The following is a 23095-nucleotide window of genomic DNA, read 5'->3' as shown; positions in this document are numbered from 1 at the left end:
AATACTCCTTTAGCTTTAAAAGCTACGCTCCATTGCGACAACCATTTCTCAGGCGCATAATTAGCAGGCTCATATTTTCCTTTATTTTGACCCGCGCCGCGGGCCAGTGAGACCTTATGTCGTCTGCTGATACGCCTATTAACTGGAAACGAAATCTTACCGTCACCTGGCTTGGCTGCTTTTTAACCGGCGCCGCCTTTAGCCTCGTGATGCCTTTTTTACCACTCTATGTCGAACAGTTGGGTGTGACCGGCCATAGCGCGCTGAATATGTGGTCAGGGTTGGTGTTTAGCATTACCTTCCTGTTTTCCGCCGTTGCCTCGCCGTTCTGGGGCGGATTGGCCGACCGTAAAGGGCGTAAGATTATGCTGCTCCGTTCAGCGCTGGGGATGGCCATCGTCATGATGCTGATGGGCATGGCGCAAAACATTTGGCAATTCCTGATCCTGCGCGCGCTGCTGGGTTTACTGGGCGGTTTTATCCCCAATGCCAATGCGCTGATCGCAACCCAGATCCCGCGTCAGAAAAGCGGCTGGGCGCTAGGAACGCTTTCAACCGGCGCGGTAAGCGGCGCCCTCCTTGGCCCGCTGGCGGGCGGTTTCCTTGCCGACCACTGGGGTTTGCGCACCGTCTTCTTCATGACCGCCACGGTGCTGTTTATCTGCTTCCTGTTCACTCTGTTTTTGATTCGCGAAAACTTTGTTCCGGTGAACAAAAAAGAGATGCTCAATGCCAGGGACGTTTTCGGTTCGCTCAAGAACCCTAAACTGGTGCTCAGCTTGTTCGTGACCTCATTGATTATCCAGGTGGCGACGGGTTCCATTGCGCCGATCCTGACGCTCTACGTGCGCGACCTGGCGGGTAACGTCAGCAATATCGCCTTTATTAGCGGTATGATTGCCTCCGTACCCGGCATTGCCGCCCTGCTGAGCGCGCCACGTTTAGGCAAGCTCGGCGATCGTATTGGGCCGGAAAAGATCCTGATCGTTGCCCTGGTTATTTCCATGCTGCTGCTGGTCCCAATGTCATTCGTTCAGACGCCGCTGCAGCTAGGCATTCTGCGCTTTTTGCTCGGCGCCGCCGACGGCGCGCTATTACCCGCCGTACAAACTCTGCTGGTGTACAACTCCACCAGCCAGATATCGGGGCGTATCTTCAGCTATAACCAGTCGTTTCGCGATATTGGCAACGTCACCGGGCCGTTAATCGGCGCCTCGGTCTCGGCCAACTACGGCTTCCGCGCCGTGTTCCTCGTCACCGCCTGCGTCGTCCTGTTTAACGCTTTTTACTCGACCATCAGTCTACGTCGCCCACGGCATAACGCTTCAGCGGATGACGGAGGCCCGGGTAAACGTTCGGTAAATTAAGCGCTTCAGCGCTTCTCTGCCTTGACGCCAGGCTAACCGCCTTCTATAGATTGAAACGTGTTCCTTTTTCATTCTTCTTAGGGGGTTAGCTATGTCAACGGAATCAGTTTTCTACGCCACGCTCGAAGAGGCAATCGACGCCGCCCGGGAAGAGTTTTTGGCCGATAATCCCGATAGCGATGAAGAAACTGCCGATATTGAACAGTTCAATATGCAGAAGTACGTACTCCAGGACGGTGATATCGCCTGGCGGGCTGAATTCTTCGCCAGCGAAGATGAAGAAGGCGAGTGTCTCCCCATGCTCAGTGGTGAAGCGGCGCAAAGCGTATTTGACGGTGATTTTGACGAAATCGAGCTACGCCAGGAGTGGGTGGAAGAAAATACGCTACACGAATGGGATGAAGGCGAGTTTCAGCTGGAGCCTTCCCTGGATACCGAAGAGGGGCAGACCGCAGCCGATGAGTGGGACGAGCGTTAATTACTCATAGGGACCATGGCTGGCGTCTAACGGCAGCAACAGCGTATCAAATACCAGCGAGAATGGCAGATCGAGAATGGTCAGATAGCGCCAGCCTGAATCGCGAACATCCCACTGTACGCCGGGGTAATATTGGTTGCCATGGCCCTGCCCCGGTACCGTACGGCTAATAATGCTGCCGCAGCCGCTGAGTACCAGCGTCATGGCGATAAGCACAAATATTCTCATTCACTTCCTCTCAGGCAAAAAAATACCGGCACAATTGCCGGTATTTTCCTTAACGTACGGCTTACTTCGTTTTCAACGCCAGCGGGTTCAGCGTGAGTTTCTGATACTCCCCCACCCAGGAAGAGTATTTCTCCGGGGAGTTCCACACGCGGTAGTGCAGACGCGACATCGTTACAGGATCGCTTAACAGAACCAGACGACGATCGCGGTTAAGTTTATCAGGCGTTTCATTCAGCGCCTGCTCAACGTGGCGTTCACGGGCAATATCAAGAATACGACCGTGGCGATGACGCGCCGTTGCCATTGCCGTCGCCAGGGCGTTGAACGATGGGTTAAACACCGCATGCATAAAGCCATCGCCCAGCGAACGCTGACGGTTCAGAGTCAGGTAAGCATCGGTATCTTTCAGTACCTGCGGCGGCGAATACTCTTCCGGGATCAGGAACAATTTCCAGCGTTTAGTACGCAGACCTACCGTCGCGCGGCTGGAAATCGCCGAGACAAATGGAGAGAGAATTAGCGACACGACGATAGGCGCCAGCCAGAACAGGAAACGCAGATCCAGCCACGCCATACCAACCGCCCAAACCAGACCCAGCAGCAGCTGCGAGCCGTGACGCATAAAGGCCTCGCCCCAGGGCGTTGAGTCATCATCGCGCTGCGGTGAATTCCACACCACCTCCCAACCGAGGAACGCGCTGACCACGAACACGGTGTGGAACAGCATGCGCACCGGCGCCAGCAGCACCGAGAACAGCACCTCCAGCAGCAGGGAAAGCGTCACGCGGAAGAAGCCGCCGTACTCTTTCGGCCCCTTGCACCACACCAGAATGATACTCAGCAGTTTCGGCAGGAACAGCAGTACCATGGTCGAGGCAAACAGCGCGATAGCCAGTTCTGGACGCCACTGCGGCCATACCGGGAACAGCTGGCGCGGTTGCAGGAAGTATTGCGGCTCGGTCAGGGCGTGCACGACCTGCAGCGCAGTCGACAACGCGAGGAACATAAACCACAGCGGCGCCGACAGATAAGACATGACGCCGGTCAGGAACACCGCACGGTGTACCGGGTGCATCCCTTTCACCAGGAACAGGCGGAAGTTCATCAGGTTACCCTGGCACCAGCGACGGTCGCGCTTCAGCTCATCCAGCAGGTTCGGCGGCAGCTCTTCATAGGAGCCCGGCAGATCGTAGGCGATCCATACGCCCCAACCCGCACGGCGCATCAGCGCGGCTTCCACGAAGTCATGCGACAGAATCGAACCGGCAAAGTTACCCTCGCCCGGCAGCGGCGCCAGCGCACAGTGTTCGATGAACGGCTTCACGCGGATAATGGCGTTGTGACCCCAGTAGTGCGATTCACCCAACTGCCAGAAGTGCAGCCCGGCGGTAAACAGGGGGCCGTACACGCGGGTGGCGAACTGCTGGCAGCGCGCATAAAGGGTATCCATACCGGAGGCGCGCGGCGAAGACTGGATGATCCCGGCATTCGGATTCGCTTCCATCAGGCGCACCAGCCCGCTCAGGCACTCGCCGGTCATCACTGAGTCAGCGTCGAGCACCACCATGTAACTATACTGGCTACCCCAGCGACGGCAGAAATCATCGATGTTGCCGCTTTTACGTTTCACGCGACGGCGACGGCGACGATAGAAGATCTGGCCTTCACCCTGCACTTCGGCAATCAACTCCATCCACGCTTTTTGCTCGGCAACGCAAATATCCGGGTCGTAGCTGTCGCTTAGCACGTAAACGTCAAAATGCGCAGCGTTACCCGTCGCTTTCACCGATTCCCAGGTGGCGCGCAGGCCGGCAAACACGCGGTCAACATCTTCGTTGCAGATTGGCATAATAAGCGCCGTCCGGTGTTCCGGGTTCAGCGGCTCGTCACCAACGGTGGATGCCGAAATACTGTATTTATCACGCCCGATCAGCAGTTGCAGGAAGCCCATCAGCGCGGTCCAGAAACCGGCCGAGACCCAGCAGAAAAGTACCGCGAAGAGGATCAGGATGCCGGTCTGCAACACGTACGGCAGTAGCTGCATGAAGGAGACCCATAGATCCTGGCCAACCATATCGGATGGATTGATCAACGCCCATCCCTGATAAGGGAGGATGGTCTTCATATACCACGTGGCCACCACCGTTTGCGCCAGCGTCAGCAGCAGCAAAATATAGCGGCGAATGGTGCCGACGGTACGCCATTTCTGTTCGCTTTCGCGCTCTTCCTGCGTGAGACGAGAGAGATAGCGCGGAGTCACATCACGGCCACGCAGACGATCCCAGAAGCGGCCTACCGGGTTGGTACGCCACGGGTCGGGGATCATCGAGGAACGTTTCGCTTTCGGCATCGCATGAAGCTGAGTGCGTCCTTCATCATCTTTCACCAGCTGATCGCCGGCCAGAGAGTCCGGCCAGCTATGCTCCAGCCGCGCTTTTACCGATCCTAATGGGGAATCTTCATCGCGCGAAAAATGATGATGCTCTGCGTCAAGCGCTTCATGTACGGCTTGCAGGCTCGTATCAGGTAATGCGGCTTTTTCTGCATCCGACAGCGGCAATGCGTCGATATAATTCGTTATCTTATTCATTGGCAGGCAGCTGATAGCTCCAGGTTTCGCTTAGCGTCTGATCGCCATTGACCAGCGCCGCACGCATTTCCGTGGTTTTCTTCGGATCTTTCACTTTCACGCGCAGGGTCATACGCCAACCCTTGATAACCGGATTATAGCGGACCGAATTTTCCACGATTTCGGCGTTATCGCCGATGCTCGCCTGCGCCGTTACCGGGGTATCCGCCGCCATTTTTTTCATGTCAGCGCCGGTGAAATCAACGATGAAAGCGATGGTGCCATCTGGCTGGCGAATGAGATTAGACTGCTTCACATCACCGGTTGAGCGGCGAGTCTGCACCACATAAGCGCTGTCTGGCGCATGCAGTTTGTCTTCATCGCGGCTGAAGGTAATAGAGTACTTGAAGTTCATCTCTTTGCCTGGTTCCGGCAGCTGATCCGGGGTCCAGTAGGTGACGATATTATCGTTGGTTTCATCGTTGGTCGGGATTTCAACCAATTCGACTTTACCCTTACCCCAGTCGCCTTTCGGAGTGATCCACGCGCTCGGGCGCTGGTCGTAACGATCGTCGAGATCTTCAAATCGGGAGAACTGGCGGCCACGCTGCAGCAGGCCAAACCCTTGCGGGTTCTCCATCGCATAACTACTGACGGCCAGATGTTTCGGGTTATTCAGCGGACGCCAGATCCACTCGCCGTTACCGGCAAGAATCGACAGACCGTTGGAGTCATGTAATTCCGGACGATAGTTGGTGGTCGGCGACGGTTGGTTCGGCCCAAACAGGAACATACTGGTCAACGGCGCCACGCCAAGCTTGCCGACTTTGTCGCGCAGGTAAACCTTCGACTGCACATCAACCACGGTGTCGCGCCCGGGCATAATCACAAAGCGATAGGCGCCGGTCGCACGCGGGGAATCCAGCAGCGCATAAATGGTTAAGCGCTTATCGGTCGCTTTCGGACGCTCAATCCAGAACTCGCGGAAGCGAGGGAACTCTTCGCCGGACGGCAGCGCGGTATCGATAGCCAGGCCGCGGGCGGAAAGCCCATAGACCTGACCCTGGCCCAGAACGCGGAAGTAGCTGGCCCCGAGCATGCTGACGATTTCGTCATTCTTGTCTTTGCTATTGATCGGATACAGTACTTTAAAACCGGCGAAACCAAGGTCTTTCACCGTGTCTTTATCGTGCTGAACATTGCCAAAATTAAAATAATCCGGGCTATATTTAATTTTACGTACGCTGGTGCTGGTCACTTCATTAATAGTAACCGGCGTGTCGAAATACATGCCCTGGTGGTAAAATTCCAGCTTGAATGGGGTCTTCAGATTATTCCAGTAGGCTTTATCGTGATTGAACTGGATTTGCTGGTAATCCGCGTATTTCATATCGCGGAAGGCGGAGGGCAGGTTACTTTTTGGCGCTTCATAGCCTTTTCCGGCTAACGTTTTCGCCTGTTTTGCTACGTCATCAATGCTGAATGCCCATGCAGATGAAGTACACAGGGACAACATTACGGCTGCGCTTAACCAACGCATTTTCATCATCTGTGGTTTATGTTTCATAGTAAGTAAGCACTTCCCCCTTTGTGTGCTTAAATCGATCCGATCTATTTTAATGGAAACTCAGGCAATCCGACAACATAATCCCTGCATTGTTCAGCTTAGCGGACCAGGGAATAAACAGTTCTCTGTCCCATATTGCACTTTGCGTACTTATCCTGGAGACAGATACCCTGAGTTCATGTAGGGTTGCTGGCAATGTAACCGTTATCGCCCTGAGTGATAAGACGAATTGTCTGAGATTGTTGTGAATTTATGAATAAAACACCAGTAGAACGTGAATATTTCTTCGACAGTATCCGCGCCTGGCTGATGCTGTTGGGGATCCCGTTTCACATCTCACTTATCTACTCCAGCCACAGCTGGCATGTGAATAGCCTGGAGCCCTCCTGGGGGCTAACGCTGTTCAACGATTTTATCCATGCCTTCCGTATGCAGGTCTTCTTTGTTATTTCCGGCTATTTCTCATACATGCTCTTTCTCCGCTATCCGCTGAAGAAATGGTGGAAAGTGCGTGTAGAGCGAGTTGGCATACCGATGCTCACCGCGATCCCGCTGCTCACCCTGCCGCAGTTTCTGATGCTGCAATACGTCAATGGTAAAGCCCAGGACTGGCATACGCTCTCCGGCTATGACAAATTCAACACCCTGGCCTGGGAGCTTATCTCCCATCTGTGGTTTTTGCTGGTGCTCGTGGTGCTGACCACCGCCGGGGTAGTGCTGTTTAAGTGGCTGGCCAATCGGCGAAAAACGCAGACCGTCAGCTTCGGTGACACCGTCACATTCAGTCAATTATCGCTGATTTTTCTGGGGCTTGGCGTATTGTATGCGGTGATCCGTCGCACCATTTTTATCGTATACCCGCCGATTCTCAGCAACGGACTGTTTAACTTTATCGTTATGCAGACCCTGTTTTATCTGCCGTTCTTTATTCTCGGCGCGCAGACGTTCATCAATCCGCGGCTAAAAGCGATGTTCACCACCTCGTCACCCTGGTGTTTTGTTGGCGCACTGCTGGGCTTTATCGCCTATCGTCTTAACCAGCAGTATGGTTCTGGCGATGGCTGGATGTATGAAACCGAATCGGTGATTACGATGGTGCTGGGGCTGTGGATGGTAAACGTGGTCTTCTCACTGGGCCACCGCCTGCTTAACTTCCAGTCCGCTCGGGTGACTTACTTCGTCAACGCTTCGCTGTTTATCTACCTGGTGCACCATCCGCTCACCCTGCTGTATGGGGCATGGATTACGCCGATAATAAAATCGAACCTGTTAGGTTTTATCACCGGACTGGTATTTGTGGTGGGGATTGCGCTGATATTGTACGAAATCCATCTACGTATTCCGCTGCTGCGCTTCCTGTTCTCAGGTAAACCGCAACAAAAACCGGCGAAAGCGCCGGTGTCGGTTAACTAAAATCTGCAACCGACAGCGCGCCCGCGCGCTGTCGGTATCAAGATTCATTCTGCCTGTAATAATCGCTGATAAATTTCCGCCGTTTCTTTATCAAAACAGACGAAATAGACCCGTTCCAGCGGATTATATCGGGTGAGGAAAGCATTCACCGTTTTTACCGCAATTTCCGCCGCCGCCTGTTTCGGATAGCCATATACGCCGGTGCTGATAGCCGGAAAAGCAATAGAACGATAATTATTGGCTGCCGCCAGCAACAGACTATTGCGATAGGCATCCGCCAGTAATTCAGCTTCCTGCTCGCCGCCGCCGTGCCAGACGGGGCCGACCGCATGGATCACCGCGCTGGCCGGTAAATTACCGGCGCTGGTGATAACCGCATGCCCGGGCGGACATTCGCCCTGCTGCTGACGGACTATTTTGCAGGCGGCCAGTAATTCCGGACCCGCAGCCCGATGAATGGCGCCATCAACGCCACCGCCGCCCAGTAACGATGGGTTGGCCGCGTTGACAATAACATCTACCTGCAACGTCGTAATATCGCCGAGAACCACTTCAGGTTGAACAACCATTTCCCCCTCCTGTCGGCAAACGTCTTCATACCTAGCGTGATGTCTACTATGGCATGATAGCCCCCAAGGCGGAAGCCTGAGGGCCAGTATTTAGCGATAATTCACTTCGAGGATAGCGCGGGTATGTTGCGGATCAATATACTTTAATTGTGCCGAATGGACGGAGTCATTGCTGTAATTCCCCGTCGTCAGCACCTGCGGCGAAACCGTATGGGTACGCAGCCGCGGACAGGCCATTTCAATCTTATCACCCACACTATTGGCTTCGCAGGAGGGGTCAACGACCTGCCCGTAAATGGCGACAACGCCGCCGGTCGGCGCGGCATTCACTGAGCCAAATAAGCATGACAACATCAGACATGGCACCGCTAAGGCGTGGATTTTTTTTATCACGGCAGACTCCTCTGTATGAATAGCAAAGAAGCAACAGGCCATCCCTGAGCGCACTGCGCCGCCAGACTACGGCAAGGCAATGATTGCGTTATAAAACACAAATATATTACTTTTTGTTTTCTTTTTGATAACAAAACCGATTCATCTTGATTTTGCTACAAAAAATCTGCGTGGGAATATCAGATGAGAGACGGGAAAACCCCTGCAGGTTCGGCAGGGGCTGTACTGTTAACGATAATTCACTTCGAGGATAGCGTTGGTGTGCTGAGGATTAATATAGGTTAATTGCGTAGATTTGATATTGGCATGTTGCAGATCCCCTCGGGCCACCTGCTGAGCAGAAAAAGTAACTGACTTCTGCTTAGCGCAGGCCATCGAGACCTGATCTTCTGAAGAACGAATTTGACAAGGCGGTTCGACAACGCCGCCGTGGAAACGAATCACGCCGCTTGCGGCGCTAGAGGTAGTCGAAAAAGTCAATAAAGCGGGAAGGAAACAAACTGTAGCAAGTAGTACGCCAGTCATTTTTTTCACGGCAAAACCCCTCTGCGTAACGGTCAAAAAAACCTTACAAATCATCCATGAGCGCAGTTGAATACAAGCAACTACATACAAAATCAGTATATATATGAAGTACCTGTTGATACTTTTTTCTCTTCGTTTTTGCAAACGGTATCAAATTATTATGGTTTGTTTGCTCAAAATGTCTGCATTAAGAGGAAAAAACAATCGAAGAGGGGTTGATGCGAAAAGGCTTTCATGTAGGCGTGACGGGAAGCTTGCTCCCGTCATCGAGGAAATGTGAAGAAAATCAGACGTGATCGTTAGCCAAAGATTTATTCTTTGCCGCTCGCGCTGCCAGCCACAGCCCGCTATTTTTCATGGCATAGCCAAAGACCAATCCCAGCGCCAGAGACGGCACGACAATGCGCCAGTCGCCGCTCGCGGCAAACGTCGCGCAGGCGCCGATAAAGGTTCCGGGAACAAAAGAGAGCAGCAGCTGGCGCGCCTGAATGCACATCAGGAAAGCGACTATTCCGGTCATCACATAGCTGAGGATTTCCAGCTGCGGCGCCAACGCGCTACCGTAAATAATCACCAGCGCCCATATCACGCCGCTCATGACCGTGCAGGCGGAAATCAACAGCCCTTTCAGACCGCCCTGTGGGCACGCGAAATAGGCCGTACAGCCGAGGAATCCGGCCCAGCTCAGCAGGCCAAGTGAGACCGCCACCCATCCCCAAATGCCGGAGAGAATGCCCGTCGTGAGTGCGATTGCGAAGAGTATGTTCATGCCGCGTATCATAGCAGATACGCGGCAACCAAATGCGATCCAGAACACACAATATGAATGCGTGAGTTTGCTGTTTCACATCAAAAGTGACATGTGTCACATTTATTCGTCGTTTTCTTCCTGTAGTTCATCCCACATCGCGGAAATCGCTTCACGCGTTAATAGCGCCATGGTGCGCCAGAATGCAGTTTGCGCATGCGCTTCCACTTTTCCAAGGAAGGTGCCGCACCACGGCAATAGATAATCGGCAAACAACGTTTCCAGCGTTTCGCTTTCGTCATCCGAGGCATGATCTTCAAGCCAGGATGCGGCCAGCAGTAAGGATCCAATATGATCGGTTGGACCTTCGCCAGTAGGAATGCCGTGTTGCGTCAGAAAACCACGAACTTCCGCTTCAGTTGCACCTTCAACCCACGCGCTGCGATAAGGCGAGACCGCACATTCTTCCCCAACGAACAGGGCGTTGTAATCAGCGGTTAACGGCTGGGTATCACAACTCTTCTGCAGACGCTCCAGTAATTCATCCTGTTCCAGCGGCCAGCTGGCGGCCAGCTTGCCATCGCGAATCAGCGTGAACAGCGGCACCAACAGCGGATCCTGCGGCTGACGATAGTACAGCGAGCCCAGCACGCGACAGAGGATTGAAAATTCATTCATACAATATGTTCCAGTGGTTCAAATTAAAGGTCTGCAAATTCCGCAATCGCCGGCATTCCGCGTGATTCGAGGAAATTCAATAGTCGACGCGGACTGACGTTTAGGATCCGCTCTTCCGGGAAATTCACCGCGTCAAGGATTTTGCGGCATTCGGTAAATTCGCCAAGGGTAAAGGCGGTATGCGAGTCCGAACCCAGCGCCACCCAACCACCCGCATCACGCACTGCGGCGGCGATCGCCCGGCAATTATCCTCACTACCAATACGCGATGAGAGGAATGAGGAATTATTAATTTCCAGCGCCACATGATGCTTTGCCGCCGCTTCGGCTACCGCTGGAATATCGATTGGGAACTTCGGATTACCCGGATGGCTAATCATGTGGACTGTGCCACTGGCAATCGCGGCAATCATCGCTTCAGTATGAGTGGCTTTATCCTGGGGCGGGAATACTGGCTCATGAAATCCAGCAATGATCAGATCCAGCGAAGTCAGCATTGGTCCGGTACAGTCAATTTCACCTTGGGTATTTTTGATATTCGCTTCAATACCGCGCAGAATGCCGACGCCATCAACCAGACGCGGCCAGATACGCATATTGACGAAATGCCAGTAGTGCGGGGCATCTGCCATATCCGGGCCGTGATCGGTTATCGCAAATAGTTTAATGCCTTTACGTTTGGCCTCGGCAATATAGTCATGCAGGGTACTGTAGGCGTGGGTGCTGGCGACGGTATGCATGTGCAGGTCAACAGGATACATCACAATCTCCTCCTCTATTTGTGGCAAGAATAGCAGGAATCAGGAGTCATGATCAGTAAAAACCCCGCCGTAGCGGGGTTATCGATTAGTAGCCGCGCTGGCGGTCGACCTGCCCGCTGACCGTTTCACCCCGCTCCAGGTGGCTAATGGTGCTGGCGATATAGGCTATTGCTTCCTGCGGACGGGTAACGGCGGCAATATGCGGCGTCATGGCCACGCGCGGATGCGCCCACAGCGGGCTCTCTTTCGGCAACGGTTCGCGGCTAAAGACATCCAGCATCGCCCCTTTCAGTTTGCCGCTATTAAGTGCCGCCAGTAAATCCGGCTCGACGATATGCACGCCGCGGGCGAGATTCAGAACATAGCTGTTATCCGGAAGTTGAGAAAGTAAGGTTTCATTAATGATGCCGACGGTTTCGGCCGTATTGGGCAACAGGTTGATCAGCACTCGGGTTTCTTGTAGAAACGCGCCCAGTTCTTCCTGACCGGCAAAACTCTCAACCTGCGGCCAGGATTTGTGGCTACGGCTCCAGCAGCGCAGCGGGAAACCCCAGCGCAACAGGCTTTCCGCGACTTTGCCGCCCAACACCCCTGCCCCCATGATACCAATAGTGAAATCCTCGCGACGATATTCCGGCAACGGCTGCCAGCGGGATTCCTGCTTCAGCGCCTGATAATCATCAAAGCGGCGGAACCAGTGCAATACCTGGCTTACCGCATATTCCTGCATCTGCAGGCCCATGCCGGTATCTTCGAGGCGGAACAGCGGAATCGAAAGCGGCAGCATTTCCGGATGTTCCCGCAGCTTGCTAAGAATGGAATCCACGCCTGCGCCGAGGGCAAAAACCGCTTTCAATTCGCGGCCTTGCAGCATTTCTACCGGTGGATGCCAGACCAGCGCATAGTCGGCTGGTTGATTGTCGCCAGGTTTCCACTCACGAACGCGCGCTCCCGGCAGATGTTTTTCCAGTTCTGCTATCCAGTATGGGGTATCGAACGTTGGGTGGTAAAAAATAATCTCCATAATGACTCCTGATTACTGACGCGTGAGTAGGTTGAGGTTTGCGTCGTGTTTTACTCTTTGTTTTGTATTGGTTTGCCAGCATAACAAATTCCGCATCGCTATCGAGCAATAAAGAGAATGGCGACAAAAAAAACGATTACCGCGCGATTAAGAAGCAAGTTGTTTGAAGTTTGGCTAAACGCATCTTTTTTTAAAAAAGTTGATTGACGGGAGATACGTATTTCCCTACATTAGCGCCCGTTCCCAGCAACAACGGGAAAGACAATATGGTGAGGTGTCCGAGTGGCTGAAGGAGCACGCCTGGAAAGTGTGTATACGGCAACGTATCGGGGGTTCGAATCCCCCCCTCACCGCCATATTCGAGATGAGAGCTCGTACGAAAGTACGGGCTCTTTTCTTTTATATTCTCCGTTGGGGGGGACGAGAACCCCCGACCAGGGTTCGACAACTGGCACAGCCAGTTGGACAGACCGCGAACGCAGTAAGCGGGCTGCCACGCAGGGGCGAGCGAAGCGAGTCAATCCCCCCCTCACCGCCATATTCGAGATGAGAGCTCGTACGAAAGTACGGGCTTTTTTCGCATGTGGCACCGCCGTCCTTCCCGGGGTCGGCATAAATGCCTCGCCCGGGCTACCCATCCCGCAGGCCGCACCACCAGTAGCCCGACCAGGCGCAGCGTCGCCGGGAACCCCACAGGCCGCACCACTAGTAGCCCGGCCAAGCGCAGCGCCGCCGGGAAAAAACGAAGCTAATCCTCTTCCATCCGCTGATACTCTTCGCTGAGATAATCCACCAGCGCTCTGACTGAAGGTAATAAACCGCGCCGCGAGGCGAACACCGCATGAATGACTTCCCGACGCGGTTGCCACTCATCAAGCACGATTTCCAGCTCCCCTGACGCCAGTTGATCGCGCACCATTAATAAAGGAAGTTGAACCACGCCAACGCCCGCCATGGCCGCCTCGCGCAGCGCCAGCATATCGCTGGTCACCATCCGCGGCGTGAAATAAACCTCGGCTCGCGCCCCCTCCGGGCCGGTCAGCTGCCATTTATGCTGATGTTTTCCGGCGCCAATACTTAGCCCCGGCCAGGTACTCAATTCCGCCGGCGCCTGTGGGCGCCCAAGCCGAGCGATCAGCGCCGGACTCGCCACCAGGCGATGACCGCGATCGGCCAACACCCGCATGACCAGGTCGCTATCTTCAAATGGCCTTGGCCGCACGCGGATGGCCACGTCAACCCCCTCGCCCACCACATCCACCCGCCGATTGGTGGCTTCCAGATGCAGCGTTACTCCAGGGTATCGCACCATAAAGCGTGCCAGCATCGGGCCAACATGGGCATGCAGCAGGGTTACCGGGCAGGTGAGCTTGACGCTGCCGCGCGGTTCAGATTGCAGCGTTTCTACCGCCTGATGCGCCGCTTCGGCTTCTATCAACATCGCCTTGCAATGTTGGTAGAAAGTTTGGCCGACTTCCGTGACGGCGAACTGTCGGGTAGTTCGTTGAATCAGGCGCACGCCCAAGCGTTCTTCCAGTTGCGCAATGCGGCGGCTGAGTTTGGATTTAGGCTGGTCGAGCGCCCGACCGGCAGCGGCAAAACCGCCATGGTCTACCACCTGAACAAACCATGCCAGGTCGTTGAGATCCTGCATCCTTTTCTCCATCGTTCCATTTTTAGAACAGTATAGGTCATTTTCGCTATCTACCGGAATATTAGCCCAAGATATAAGCTTATTCACATCATATACAGACACGCAGGAGATAACCATGAAACAGATTACTGGCGTTTACACCGCCCCTTCGCAGCACTGGGTGGGCGACGGTTTCCCGGTTCGCTCAATGTTTTCTTACCAGACCCACGGCGAACAACTGAGCCCATTTTTACTGCTCGACTATGCCGGTCCGCATACTTTTCCGGCGGGAAACGGTAAACGCGGCGTCGGCGAACATCCGCATCGCGGATTCGAAACCGTCACCATTGTCTACTCCGGTGAAGTAGAGCATCGCGACTCAACCGGCAGAGGCGGCGTTATCGGCCCTGGCGACGTGCAGTGGATGACGGCTGGCGCCGGGATCCTGCATGAAGAGTTCCACTCGGAAGCGTTCACCCGCTCCGGCGGTGAACTGAAAATGATGCAGCTGTGGGTCAACCTGCCGACGAAAGACAAGATGACGACTCCGGGCTATCAGAGCATTACCGCAGACGTCATTCCGCAAGCGGCGCTGGAAGAAGATGCCGGGAGCGTCAGAGTGATTGCCGGGCGTTACGGCGATGTCGCCGGCCCAGCGCATACGTTCTCACCGTTGAACGTGTGGGATATGCAGCTCAAACAAAGTCACGATGTGACATTGCATCAGCCGGAAGGCTGGAGCACCGCGTTGGTCGTACTCGAGGGCGAAGTCACCGTCAACGGTACCGAAAACGCACGGGAAGGACAGCTGGTAGTGCTGAGCCAAAAAGGTGAAGCCTTCCATCTGGAAGCGGGCTCCAACGCGAAGGTTCTGCTGATGGCCGGCGAGCCGCTACAGGAGCCGATCGTGGGCTACGGCCCGTTTGTGATGAATACCAAAACGCAAATTGCCGAAGCAATTCGCGATTTTAACAGCGGCCGTTTTGGCCAAATCTAACGAAATTGAGGTGAAGAATATGTCTACTCCAGCTAACTTTAACGGTTCTCGTCCGGTGATTGATGTTAACGATACCGCGATGCTGTTGATTGACCACCAAAGCGGCCTGTTCCAGACCGTTGGCGATATGCCGATGCCGGAACTGCGCGCTCGCGCCGCCGCGCTGGCGAAAATGGCATCGCTTGCCGGGATCCCGGTGATCACCACCGCTTCCGTGCCGCAGGGCCCGAACGGTCCGTTGATTCCGGAAATTCATGAGAATGCGCCGCATGCGAAGTATATTGCGCGTAAAGGCGAGATCAACGCCTGGGATAACCCGGAGTTTGTCGCCGCGGTGAAAGCCACCGGGCGTAAAACCTTAATCATTGCCGGTACTATTACCAGCGTCTGCATGGCTTTCCCGGCGATTGCCGCCGTCGCCGACGGTTATAAGGTGTTTGCCGTTATCGACGCCTCGGGTACCTATAGCAAAATGGCGCAGGAGATCACCCTGGCCCGCGTAGTCCAGGCCGGTGTAGTGCCAATGGATACTGCCGCGGTAGCCTCAGAACTGCAGCGCACCTGGAACCGTCCGGATGCCGCCGAGTGGGCTGAGGTGTACACCAAAGTCTTCCCGGCGTATCAGTTGCTGATTGAAAGCTACAGCAAGGCGCAGGACGTCGTGAAGAATAACGAAAAGCTGGACTCCCAGCGTTAAAATAGCTGCCCCGTCGATGAATCGACGGGGCAGTGTTCATTGCTTAACCGAACGGTAAAGAAAGAAAAAAATATGCTTGACCGTTTTAGCTCAACTCCCTATAGTAGCGCCCCGTTGCCCACCCAAGGTGAGCAGCAAGACAATATGGTGAGGTGTCCGAGTGGCTGAAGGAGCACGCCTGGAAAGTGTGTATACGGCAACGTATCGGGGGTTCGAATCCCCCCCTCACCGCCATATTTTAAGAAGAGCTCGTACGAAAGTACGGGCTTTTTTTTCGCATGTGGCACTCGCAGGGGGATGAGAATCCCCGACCGGGGTTCGACAACTGGCGCAGCCAGTTGGACAGACCGCGAACGCAGTAAGCGGGCTGCCCCGCAGGGGCGAGCGAAGCGAGTCAATCCCCCCCCTCACCGCCATATTCGAGATGAGAGCTCGTACGAAAGTACGGGCTTTTTTCGCATGTGGCACCGCCGCCCTTCCCGGGGTCGGCATAAATGCCTCGCCCGGGCTACCCATCCCACAGGCCGCACCATTAGCCAGTAGCCCGGCCAAGCGCAGCGCCGCCGGGAAACCCGCAGGCCGCACCACCAACGAGTAGCAGTCCAGGCGCAGCGCCGCCGGGAATCCCACAGGCCGCACCGCCAACGAGTAGCCAGTCCAGGCGCAGCGTCGCCGGGTATCCCACAGGCCGCACCATTAGCCAGTAGCCCGGCCAAGCGCAGCGCCGCCGGGGAAATGCTGCAAAAGCAACAAAGCCCGGGATATCCCGGGCTTTGCACACTCACTAGCGTTTAGTAATAGGCTTTCAACGTTCGCTGGCAGAGCGTTGAACGCACGCAGTCATCGGTGGTAAAGCGTACGATGCCAATCATGTCGTCTTCTTCAAAACGCGACAACGCATCACTCAGACCCGATTTTACGCCAGAGGGCAAATCACACTGGGTAATATCGCCGTTGACGATAACAGTGACGTTCTCCCCGAGGCGGGTCAAAAACATCTTCATTTGCGCCGCGGTCACGTTCTGGGCCTCGTCCAGAATCACCACCGCGTTTTCAAAGGTGCGTCCGCGCATATAGGCGAACGGCGCGATTTCTACCTTGCCGATTTCCGGACGCAGGCAGTATTGCATAAAGGAAGCGCCCAACCGCTTCACCAGCACGTCATATACCGGTCGGAAATAGGGAGCGAATTTTTCGGCGATATCTCCCGGTAAGAAGCCGAGATCTTCGTCGGCCTGCAGAACGGGACGGGTAACAATAATTCTGTCCACATCCTTATGGATCAGGGCTTCAGCTGCTTTAGCCGCGCTGATCCAGGTCTTCCCGCACCCGGCTTCGCCGGTGGCGAAAATCAGCTGTTTATTGTCGATGGCATTCAAATAATGCGCCTGAGCTTCATTACGCGCCTCAATCGGTGAAAGATCGCGGCTATCCCGCGCCATGCCGATTGCTTCTACGCCACTCATTTGCACAAGCGATGTGACCGATTCTTCTTCACGTTGTTTATGGCTACGCGAATCCCGTCTCAGCACACGTTTTGCCTCACGACGAGCTTTGATCACTGCTTTTTGTCTTCCCATGGATAGCACCTTGCGTTGTTGGTTTACATCACGCGCGTCAAGAGCAACGCGATTATGCGCACGAACGATTGAGGTTTGGCTTCCTTGTAAGCCATTGCTTGCCGATTGAATGGACAACGAGTCGCGGCTACGCGCACCGCGTACCCTGCCAGAGTTAGCCTGATTAGTAGTGGAAGAGATTGGGGTTACAGAGTGAAAATCGCTGCCGGAAGCTGGGCCTCCGTGCTGGAAAGTACGGTATGTGGTTTTACGTTGTCCGCTACAGGACCTTACCATTCGCGATCTCCATAGTGAGCGACATCACTGCCGGGAACTACCGCGTATGTAATAAGTACATCAAAAATTATTCTTAATGCAACTTATTTTTTACATTGACGCAACAATGGTTTCTAAAATCATTGTAGAAAACTATCCGTCATTTGTATTACAGAAATATAACACATGGCAGGAAATATATTGAATCCGAGAAAAACAGCAGAAAACGCCCTGCCTTCGCCGGCAGGACGTCTATCAGGTTTGCAACAGCGATTGTCCAAGATAATGCTGGTTATTCATCACGCCGGGCAATACAAAGAAGTATCCGCCGCCAATCGGTTTAACGTACTCCTCCAGGGCCTCGCCGTTCAGCCGTTTCTGCACCGTCAGGAATCCCTTTTCCAGATCGTGCTGATAGCAGACGAACAACAACCCCATATCCAGTTGCCCCGAGTTGGTGACTCCCAACGAATAGCTGTAACCGCGGCGCATCATCAGGCTGGACTGCGTTTCCGGCGTACGCGGGTTCGCAAGGCGAATATGGCTATCAAGGGCAATCACTTCGCCGTTTGGATCGCGACTATAGTCCGGAACATCATGTTCATGCTGCATCCCTAACGGCGCGCCAGAATGTTTATCGCGGCCAAAAATAGTCTGCTGCTCTTTCAGCGGCGTACGATCCCAGAACTCAACGTGGAACTGAATGATACGCGCAGCCTGATAACTACCGCCGATCGCCCAGGCCGGTTCGCCCTGGTCGGCAGTAACCCACACCACATTATCCATTAGCGCTTTATCCTGGCTCGACGGATTAGCGGTACCGTCTTTAAAGCCCAGCAGGTTAATAGGCGTTTCTTTGCCTTTGCTACGGGCCGCGCTATCAGAAATAAACCCTTCCCGCTTCCAGCGCACGCTCAGCAGATCGGGCGTGTGCTTGATAATGTCACGCAGTGCGTGAATGACCGTATCCTGGGTATTGGCACAAATCTGCAGTAGCAGATCGCCATGGCACAGCGCGGCATCCAGCGAATCATTCGGGAAACGCGTCATTGCCTGCAGTTTTTTAGGCGCTTTATCCGCTAATCCAAAGCGCTCATCGAACAGCGAATGGCCGACCGAGACGGTGATAGTCAGGTTATCCGGCGCAATCCACGGCCCTAAAATCCCGGAATCCATCGGCGGCAATCGGGGATTCGGGGTATCCGGCGCCGGACCGCCTGTGGTTAAAAAGGCGATCCGCTGGGTCAACAAGCGGAACAGGCGTTCGAGGTCGGCTTTATCCGCCGCCAGCACATCAAACGCCACCAGCATCATCGAGGCCTGCTGCGGCGTCAGGATGCCCGCCTGATGCGGGCCATAAAATGGCTGTTTTTCCTGACGCGCATCCGGTGCAAGCGTACCGGGAGAGCTTTCCGCTTTCGCCGCCTGCGCCATCGGGCAGCCACCGCTGATGGCCAGCGCGCCGCCAAGCGCGCCGATCCCCTTCAGTAAGCGGCGACGTGACGGTTCATTCACGTCGCGTGATTTTTGTTGTGTCATCGAATTAATCCAGGCCCAAAATCCCACGCAGCTGTGCCAGATCTTCTGCCAGCGTCGTGATCGGCCCTTTCAGCGCATTACGGTCAGCGGTGGTGAGCTTGTCATAGGTCTCGAAACCGTCTTTCGTGCGATATTTAGCGAGGATGGCATCAACTTTTTTAAAGTTGGCGTCAACCTTAGCCAGCAGCGCGCTATTATCTTTTTGCAGCTGCGGGCGCAGCAGGTCAACGATTTTTTGCGCGCCGTCGATGTTAGCCTGGAAGTCCCACAGGTCGGTATGGCTGTAACGATCTTCTTCGCCGCTAATTTTGCTGGCCGCCACTTCTTCGATCAGCCCAGCCGCGCCGCCTACCACTTTCGACGGCGGGAAAGCCAGCTCGCTAATGCGTTTTTGCAGTTCCAGCACATCGCTGTTCAACTGTTCGGCATAGTTTTCCATTCCCTTCACGCTGTTATCGCCAAACAGCGCTTTTTCCAGGCGGTGGAAACCGGTGAATTTCGGATCCTCAGCTTTTTTCTCAAAATCATCTTCACGGGCGTCAATGCTGCCGTCGAGGTCAGAGAACAGCTCAGCAATCGGCTCGATGCGCTCGTAGTGCTGACGGGTCGGGGCGTACAGCGCCTTCGCTTTCTCGATATCACCGGCTTTTACGGCATCGGTAAAGGCTTTAGTGCCGCTAACCAGCTGCGCGGTTTCCGCGGTAACGTAAGCTTTATAGGCAGTAATCGCCTCGCCAAGACTCAGCACCGCATTGGCTTTTGCCGCATCTTTGCTGGTTTCACCGGTGACAATAAGCTTACCTTTCGGGTTAGTCAGCAGGCCGCAGGTCATATCGTATTCGCCCGGCTGCAGGTTGGCCGTCAATTTTTGCGTAAATCCTGGCGCGATGTTTTCACGCTCCTCGACCACCATCACTCCTTTCAGGATCTCCCACTCCAGCGCTTTTTGACTGTGGTTCTGGATGATGAACTGGGTTTTACCCGCCTTCACCGTCACATTCATCGGTTCGCACTGCTTGTCGTTGACGGTGACCTTCACCTGCGGGATATCCGCAGCCTGAGCGTAAAATGCGGAACTAAACAGCGCGGCGACGGTTAACTGCAGCGCAGTACGGCGAAAATGAATTATCATGACCATCCCTTTCGAAAAGTATGTTGTAACTATATTAATCAGCGGCGCCTGAATTACGCGGCTCGCGATGATGTCGTTTTGCTGCCCGGCGGCAAGGCAAAGCACACCAGCGCCGGGATCAAATAGAGGAGATAAACCGCCACTTCACTGACGGTTGGCGTCTCCTGATAACCAAAGATGCCTTCCAGCAACGTGCCGAACAGCGTATGCGTCGATACCACGTTGCTAAGATCAAAGGCGACGTTCTGGAAATAATTCCACAGTCCCGCCTCATGGAAAGCGCGAATCGCCCCGGCGGCCAGACCGGCCGCCACCAGCAGGATAAACAGACTGGTCCATTTGAAGAACACGCCGAGATTAAGGCGGATACCGCCCCAGTAAAGCAGGAAACCTAATACCACCGCCGTCGCCAAGCCGAGCATCGCCCCCAGCGGCGGCCAGATGCCGACATCCTGCTGGAATGCCGCCAGCAGGAAAAAGACCGACTCCAGGCCTTCGCGGGCAACCGCAAAAAACACCATCATCACCAGCGCCCAGCCGTGGTTATTCCCGCGCTGCAGCGCGTTATCCACCGCCTGTTCCAGCTGTTGTTTGACGTTGCGCGACACTTTACGCATCCAGAACACCATCCAGGTGAGGATAAATACCGCTATCACCGCCACGATGCCTTCAAACAGCTCCTGTTCGCGCTGCGGAAATTCTCCGGTGGTCTCGTTAATAAAAATCCCCAGCCCGAGACAGAGCGCCGCCGCGAGGAATACGCCAATCCACATGACGCCGATCCAGCTGCCGCGCTGGGTTCGTTTTAAATAGCTGGCAATCAGGCTGACAATCAGCGCGGCTTCCAGCCCTTCGCGTAACATGATGAGAAATGGAACAAACATGCCGAAACCCTTAAATGTGAACCGCAGTCAACGGATGCAAAGATAGGTAAATATTTCTGATAGTGATTATCATTACAACAATGAGAAACACAAGCGAAATGTTCAGGGAATGATGACTAGTTGTAAATTAATCGCTACAAAATAGTCACTTGCGAAAATATCTCACCAGCTAAGCATTAAAATGGCATATAGCATGATTTTTTATGTCGCATATTTACCGGGCTTGAGCGCTGTGGCTAAATGGCGGTCCTGATTTATCTGCGAAATAAATAACATGACTCAAATTTTGCACTTCCTGCTGGCGCTGGCGGTTATTCTTGGCCTTGCCTGGCTTGCCAGCTATGACCGACAAAAAATCCGCATTCGCTATATTCTGCAGTTAATTATTATTGAAATCGCCCTGGCTTTCTTTTTCCTTCACGCCGAAAGCGGTTTATGGATAGTGAAAAATATCTCTGGCTTTTTTGCTTCGTTACTCGGGTTCGCCGCTGAAGGGACCAACTTCGTATTTGGCGGAATGGGTGAAAAAGGACTGGCCTTTATTTTCCTCGGCGTACTGTGTCCGATCGTCTTTATTTCCGCGCTGATAGGTATTCTGCAACACTGGCGTATTCTGCCGATCTTTATTCGTCTTATCGGCACCCTACTGTCGAAGGTGAACGGCATGGGCAAGCTGGAATCCTTCAACGCCGTCAGCTCGCTGATCCTCGGCCAGTCGGAAAACTTTATTGCTTACAAAGGCGTACTCGGCGACCTCTCTTCGCGTCGCCTGTTCACGATGGCGGCGACAGCCATGTCAACGGTATCGCTGTCGATCGTCGGCGCGTATATGACCATGCTTGATGCGAAATACGTGGTGGCGGCGTTGATTCTTAATATGTTCAGCACCTTTATTGTGCTGTCGATTATTAATCCTACGCGCCCCGGTAGCGAAGCAGAAATAAAGCTTGAAAAGATGCATGAATCGCAGAGCTTCTTTGAAATGCTGGGTGAATATATCCTGGCAGGATTTAAGGTGGCGATGATTATTCTGGCGATGCTAATCGGCTTTATCGCCCTGATTAGCGCCGTTAATGCGTTATTTGCGACCGTCTTCGGCCTAAGCTTCCAGCAAATCCTCGGTTACGTCTTTTATCCGCTGGCATGGCTGGTGGGTATTCCTTTAAGCGACGCGTTAAATGCCGGCAGTATTATGGCTACCAAGCTGGTTGCCAATGAATTCGTGGCGATGATCGAGCTGCAGAAAATTGCCGCCAGCATGACGCCGCGCGGGCTAGGGATCCTTTCGGTGTTCCTCGTCTCGTTTGCCAACTTCGCCTCCATTGGCATCATTGCCGGGGCGATTAAAGGGCTTAACGAGCAACAAGGCAACACCGTTTCCCGCTTCGGCCTGCGTCTGGTCTATGGCGCGACGCTGGTGAGCCTGCTGTCAGCCAGTTTTGCCGGGCTGGTGCTGTAACTCGTCGGGCGGGGGCTCTCCCCGCCCTGTTCTTCAGAAATGTACACACACCGGCTGATCAACGCGCATAACGGACTCCTGGGCGAACCGCGCCTTATAAGTATTACGCAGCGCTTCAATCCCCTGCTCGCTTTTCGCATCTTTGCTATGAATCAGCATGAGCGCCTTGCTGGACTCGCGGGCGACTGCGCCATTGTTGCCTAACCACTGGCCGCGGGCGTCAAAAACCGTCAGGCCATCGCGAAAACGCGGCGTCACATCGCGGTCGACAAACTGCTGCCACTCCTGGGCGGTAATATCTTTCCCCGCCGGCCGGCTAAGGCCAAAATAAAGGGTGGTTTGCACCATCGTGTTGTCCGCCGGGCAGGCGTTATTATCAACGTGCGCGGCGCTTTTTTCGGATGGCGCCACGCATCCTGCCAATAGTGCGGCAACGATCAGCGCCGCAGCGCCCTGGGGTAATTTCATTTGCTATCCTCATGGTTTTTTGTACACAGATATCAGCGTATTTTCAGTGAATTAGCAAGAGATGCGCGAACATTACTCTCTGGCGATACGGCGTATTTTCTTTTGTTCTACACTGATAAACACAGCCTGGG

At 54.2% G+C, this 23095-nt stretch carries 23 protein-coding genes and 2 tRNA genes; 8 read left to right on the top strand and 17 right to left on the bottom strand.

All coding sequences use genetic code 11. From position 1 onward, the window contains the following. The first annotated feature begins 116 nt into the window (after positions 1-116). Positions 117-1367, top strand: a complete 1251-nt coding sequence (gene mdtG, locus PGR10_RS00465) for a multidrug efflux MFS transporter MdtG (protein WP_430922742.1) — start codon at positions 117-119, stop codon at positions 1365-1367. Between the two features lie 91 nt (positions 1368-1458). Further along, the gene (locus PGR10_RS00460) at positions 1459-1845 is read left to right on the top strand and encodes a MysB family protein (protein WP_316424533.1); all 387 of its coding nucleotides are present in this window, start codon (positions 1459-1461) and stop codon (positions 1843-1845) included. Here the strand turns inward: PGR10_RS00460 and PGR10_RS00455 are convergent, their stop codons facing one another. The 3 genes from PGR10_RS00455 to mdoG form a co-directional block, all read right to left on the bottom strand. Then, positions 1846-2073: a YceK/YidQ family lipoprotein gene (locus tag PGR10_RS00455; protein WP_087858019.1), complete on the bottom strand. Its 228-nt coding sequence runs from the start codon at positions 2071-2073 to the stop codon at positions 1846-1848. A gap of 61 nt (positions 2074-2134) precedes the next feature. Next, a complete protein-coding gene (gene mdoH / locus PGR10_RS00450) occupies positions 2135-4663 on the bottom strand; it encodes a glucans biosynthesis glucosyltransferase MdoH (RefSeq protein WP_113374206.1) in 2529 nt (842 codons plus the stop codon). Continuing rightward, positions 4656-6209, bottom strand: coding sequence for a glucans biosynthesis protein MdoG (gene mdoG / locus PGR10_RS00445; RefSeq protein ID WP_045393624.1), 1554 nt, complete (start codon positions 6207-6209; stop codon positions 4656-4658). The genes mdoH and mdoG overlap by 8 nt, the downstream gene beginning before the upstream one ends. Before the next feature lie 252 nt (positions 6210-6461). Between mdoG and mdoC the strand changes: the two genes are divergently transcribed. Further along, positions 6462-7622 carry a glucans biosynthesis protein MdoC gene (gene mdoC / locus PGR10_RS00440; RefSeq protein WP_430922741.1) on the top strand — a complete coding sequence of 387 codons (1161 nt, stop codon included), beginning with the start codon at positions 6462-6464 and terminating at the stop codon, positions 7620-7622. A 44-nt stretch (positions 7623-7666) separates the two neighbouring features. Here mdoC and ymdB read toward each other — a convergent pair whose 3' ends face one another. The 7 genes from ymdB to ghrA form a co-directional block, all read right to left on the bottom strand. Beyond that, positions 7667-8191, bottom strand: coding sequence for an O-acetyl-ADP-ribose deacetylase (ymdB, locus tag PGR10_RS00435; RefSeq protein WP_087858022.1), 525 nt, complete (start codon positions 8189-8191; stop codon positions 7667-7669). Between the two features lie 90 nt (positions 8192-8281). Continuing rightward, entirely contained in the window at positions 8282-8584 is a 303-nt protein-coding gene (locus tag PGR10_RS00430) for a type 1 fimbrial protein (protein WP_430922740.1), read from the bottom strand. Positions 8585-8812: 228 nt separating this feature from the next. Next, a complete protein-coding gene (locus tag PGR10_RS00425; RefSeq protein ID WP_228302313.1) occupies positions 8813-9109 on the bottom strand; it encodes a fimbrial assembly protein in 297 nt (98 codons plus the stop codon). 286 nt (positions 9110-9395) lie between these two features. Then, a complete protein-coding gene (locus PGR10_RS00420) occupies positions 9396-9878 on the bottom strand; it encodes a DUF1097 domain-containing protein (protein ID WP_080961886.1) in 483 nt (160 codons plus the stop codon). Positions 9879-9980: 102 nt separating this feature from the next. Continuing rightward, complete coding sequence (locus PGR10_RS00415) at positions 9981-10535, bottom strand: TorD/DmsD family molecular chaperone (protein WP_113374208.1); 555 nt, start codon at positions 10533-10535, stop codon at positions 9981-9983. 23 nt (positions 10536-10558) lie between these two features. Beyond that, on the bottom strand, positions 10559-11296 hold the full coding sequence (locus tag PGR10_RS00410; RefSeq protein WP_162750207.1) for a phosphatase: 738 nt from the start codon (positions 11294-11296) through the stop codon (positions 10559-10561). 85 nt (positions 11297-11381) lie between these two features. Next, positions 11382-12320, bottom strand: coding sequence for a glyoxylate/hydroxypyruvate reductase GhrA (ghrA, locus tag PGR10_RS00405; protein WP_113374210.1), 939 nt, complete (start codon positions 12318-12320; stop codon positions 11382-11384). A 268-nt stretch (positions 12321-12588) separates the two neighbouring features. Here ghrA and PGR10_RS00400 point away from each other — a divergent pair. Beyond that, a tRNA-Ser gene (locus PGR10_RS00400) sits at positions 12589-12676 on the top strand. A gap of 392 nt (positions 12677-13068) precedes the next feature. Here the strand turns inward: PGR10_RS00400 and PGR10_RS00395 are convergent. After that, the gene (locus tag PGR10_RS00395) at positions 13069-13974 is read right to left on the bottom strand and encodes a LysR family transcriptional regulator (protein WP_015367227.1); all 906 of its coding nucleotides are present in this window, start codon (positions 13972-13974) and stop codon (positions 13069-13071) included. Positions 13975-14089: 115 nt separating this feature from the next. Between PGR10_RS00395 and PGR10_RS00390 the strand changes: the two genes are divergently transcribed. The 3 genes from PGR10_RS00390 (at position 14090) to PGR10_RS00380 (ending at position 15881) form a co-directional block, all read left to right on the top strand. Then, the gene (locus PGR10_RS00390; protein WP_430922739.1) at positions 14090-14950 is read left to right on the top strand and encodes a pirin family protein; all 861 of its coding nucleotides are present in this window, start codon (positions 14090-14092) and stop codon (positions 14948-14950) included. Positions 14951-14969: 19 nt separating this feature from the next. Continuing rightward, positions 14970-15647 carry an isochorismatase family protein gene (locus PGR10_RS00385; protein WP_015367229.1) on the top strand — a complete coding sequence of 226 codons (678 nt, stop codon included), beginning with the start codon at positions 14970-14972 and terminating at the stop codon, positions 15645-15647. A gap of 146 nt (positions 15648-15793) precedes the next feature. Continuing rightward, positions 15794-15881: transfer RNA gene (locus PGR10_RS00380), tRNA-Ser, on the top strand. Positions 15882-16179: 298 nt separating this feature from the next. On the opposite strand, the gene PGR10_RS00375 is transcribed toward PGR10_RS00380, so the two are convergent. From PGR10_RS00375 to efeU, 5 genes are all read right to left on the bottom strand, one after another. Then, the gene (locus tag PGR10_RS00375) at positions 16180-16332 is read right to left on the bottom strand and encodes a hypothetical protein (protein WP_316424528.1); all 153 of its coding nucleotides are present in this window, start codon (positions 16330-16332) and stop codon (positions 16180-16182) included. Positions 16333-16438: 106 nt separating this feature from the next. Further along, positions 16439-17227 carry a phosphate starvation-inducible protein PhoH gene (phoH, locus tag PGR10_RS00370; protein ID WP_015367231.1) on the bottom strand — a complete coding sequence of 263 codons (789 nt, stop codon included), beginning with the start codon at positions 17225-17227 and terminating at the stop codon, positions 16439-16441. A gap of 510 nt (positions 17228-17737) precedes the next feature. Next, on the bottom strand, positions 17738-19021 hold the full coding sequence (gene efeB / locus PGR10_RS00365) for an iron uptake transporter deferrochelatase/peroxidase subunit (RefSeq protein WP_430922738.1): 1284 nt from the start codon (positions 19019-19021) through the stop codon (positions 17738-17740). 4 nt (positions 19022-19025) lie between these two features. Continuing rightward, on the bottom strand, positions 19026-20153 hold the full coding sequence (gene efeO / locus PGR10_RS00360) for an iron uptake system protein EfeO (protein ID WP_087858030.1): 1128 nt from the start codon (positions 20151-20153) through the stop codon (positions 19026-19028). Between the two features lie 53 nt (positions 20154-20206). Beyond that, entirely contained in the window at positions 20207-21037 is an 831-nt protein-coding gene (gene efeU, locus PGR10_RS00355; protein ID WP_430922736.1) for an iron uptake transporter permease EfeU, read from the bottom strand. A gap of 274 nt (positions 21038-21311) precedes the next feature. Between efeU and PGR10_RS00350 the strand changes: the two genes are divergently transcribed. Then, complete coding sequence (locus PGR10_RS00350; protein WP_113374216.1) at positions 21312-22496, top strand: NupC/NupG family nucleoside CNT transporter; 1185 nt, start codon at positions 21312-21314, stop codon at positions 22494-22496. Between the two features lie 33 nt (positions 22497-22529). Here PGR10_RS00350 and PGR10_RS00345 read toward each other — a convergent pair whose 3' ends face one another. Beyond that, the gene (locus PGR10_RS00345) at positions 22530-22964 is read right to left on the bottom strand and encodes a DUF3574 domain-containing protein (protein ID WP_087858032.1); all 435 of its coding nucleotides are present in this window, start codon (positions 22962-22964) and stop codon (positions 22530-22532) included. Between the last annotated feature and the right edge of the window lie 131 nt (positions 22965-23095).

Source organism: Klebsiella sp. 141198 (assembly GCF_050600785.1).
In the GTDB taxonomy this organism is placed as follows: domain Bacteria; phylum Pseudomonadota; class Gammaproteobacteria; order Enterobacterales; family Enterobacteriaceae; genus Klebsiella; species Klebsiella aerogenes.
Note: the sequence above shows the minus strand (reverse complement) of the source record. Positions and strands in the feature narration are given on the sequence as shown.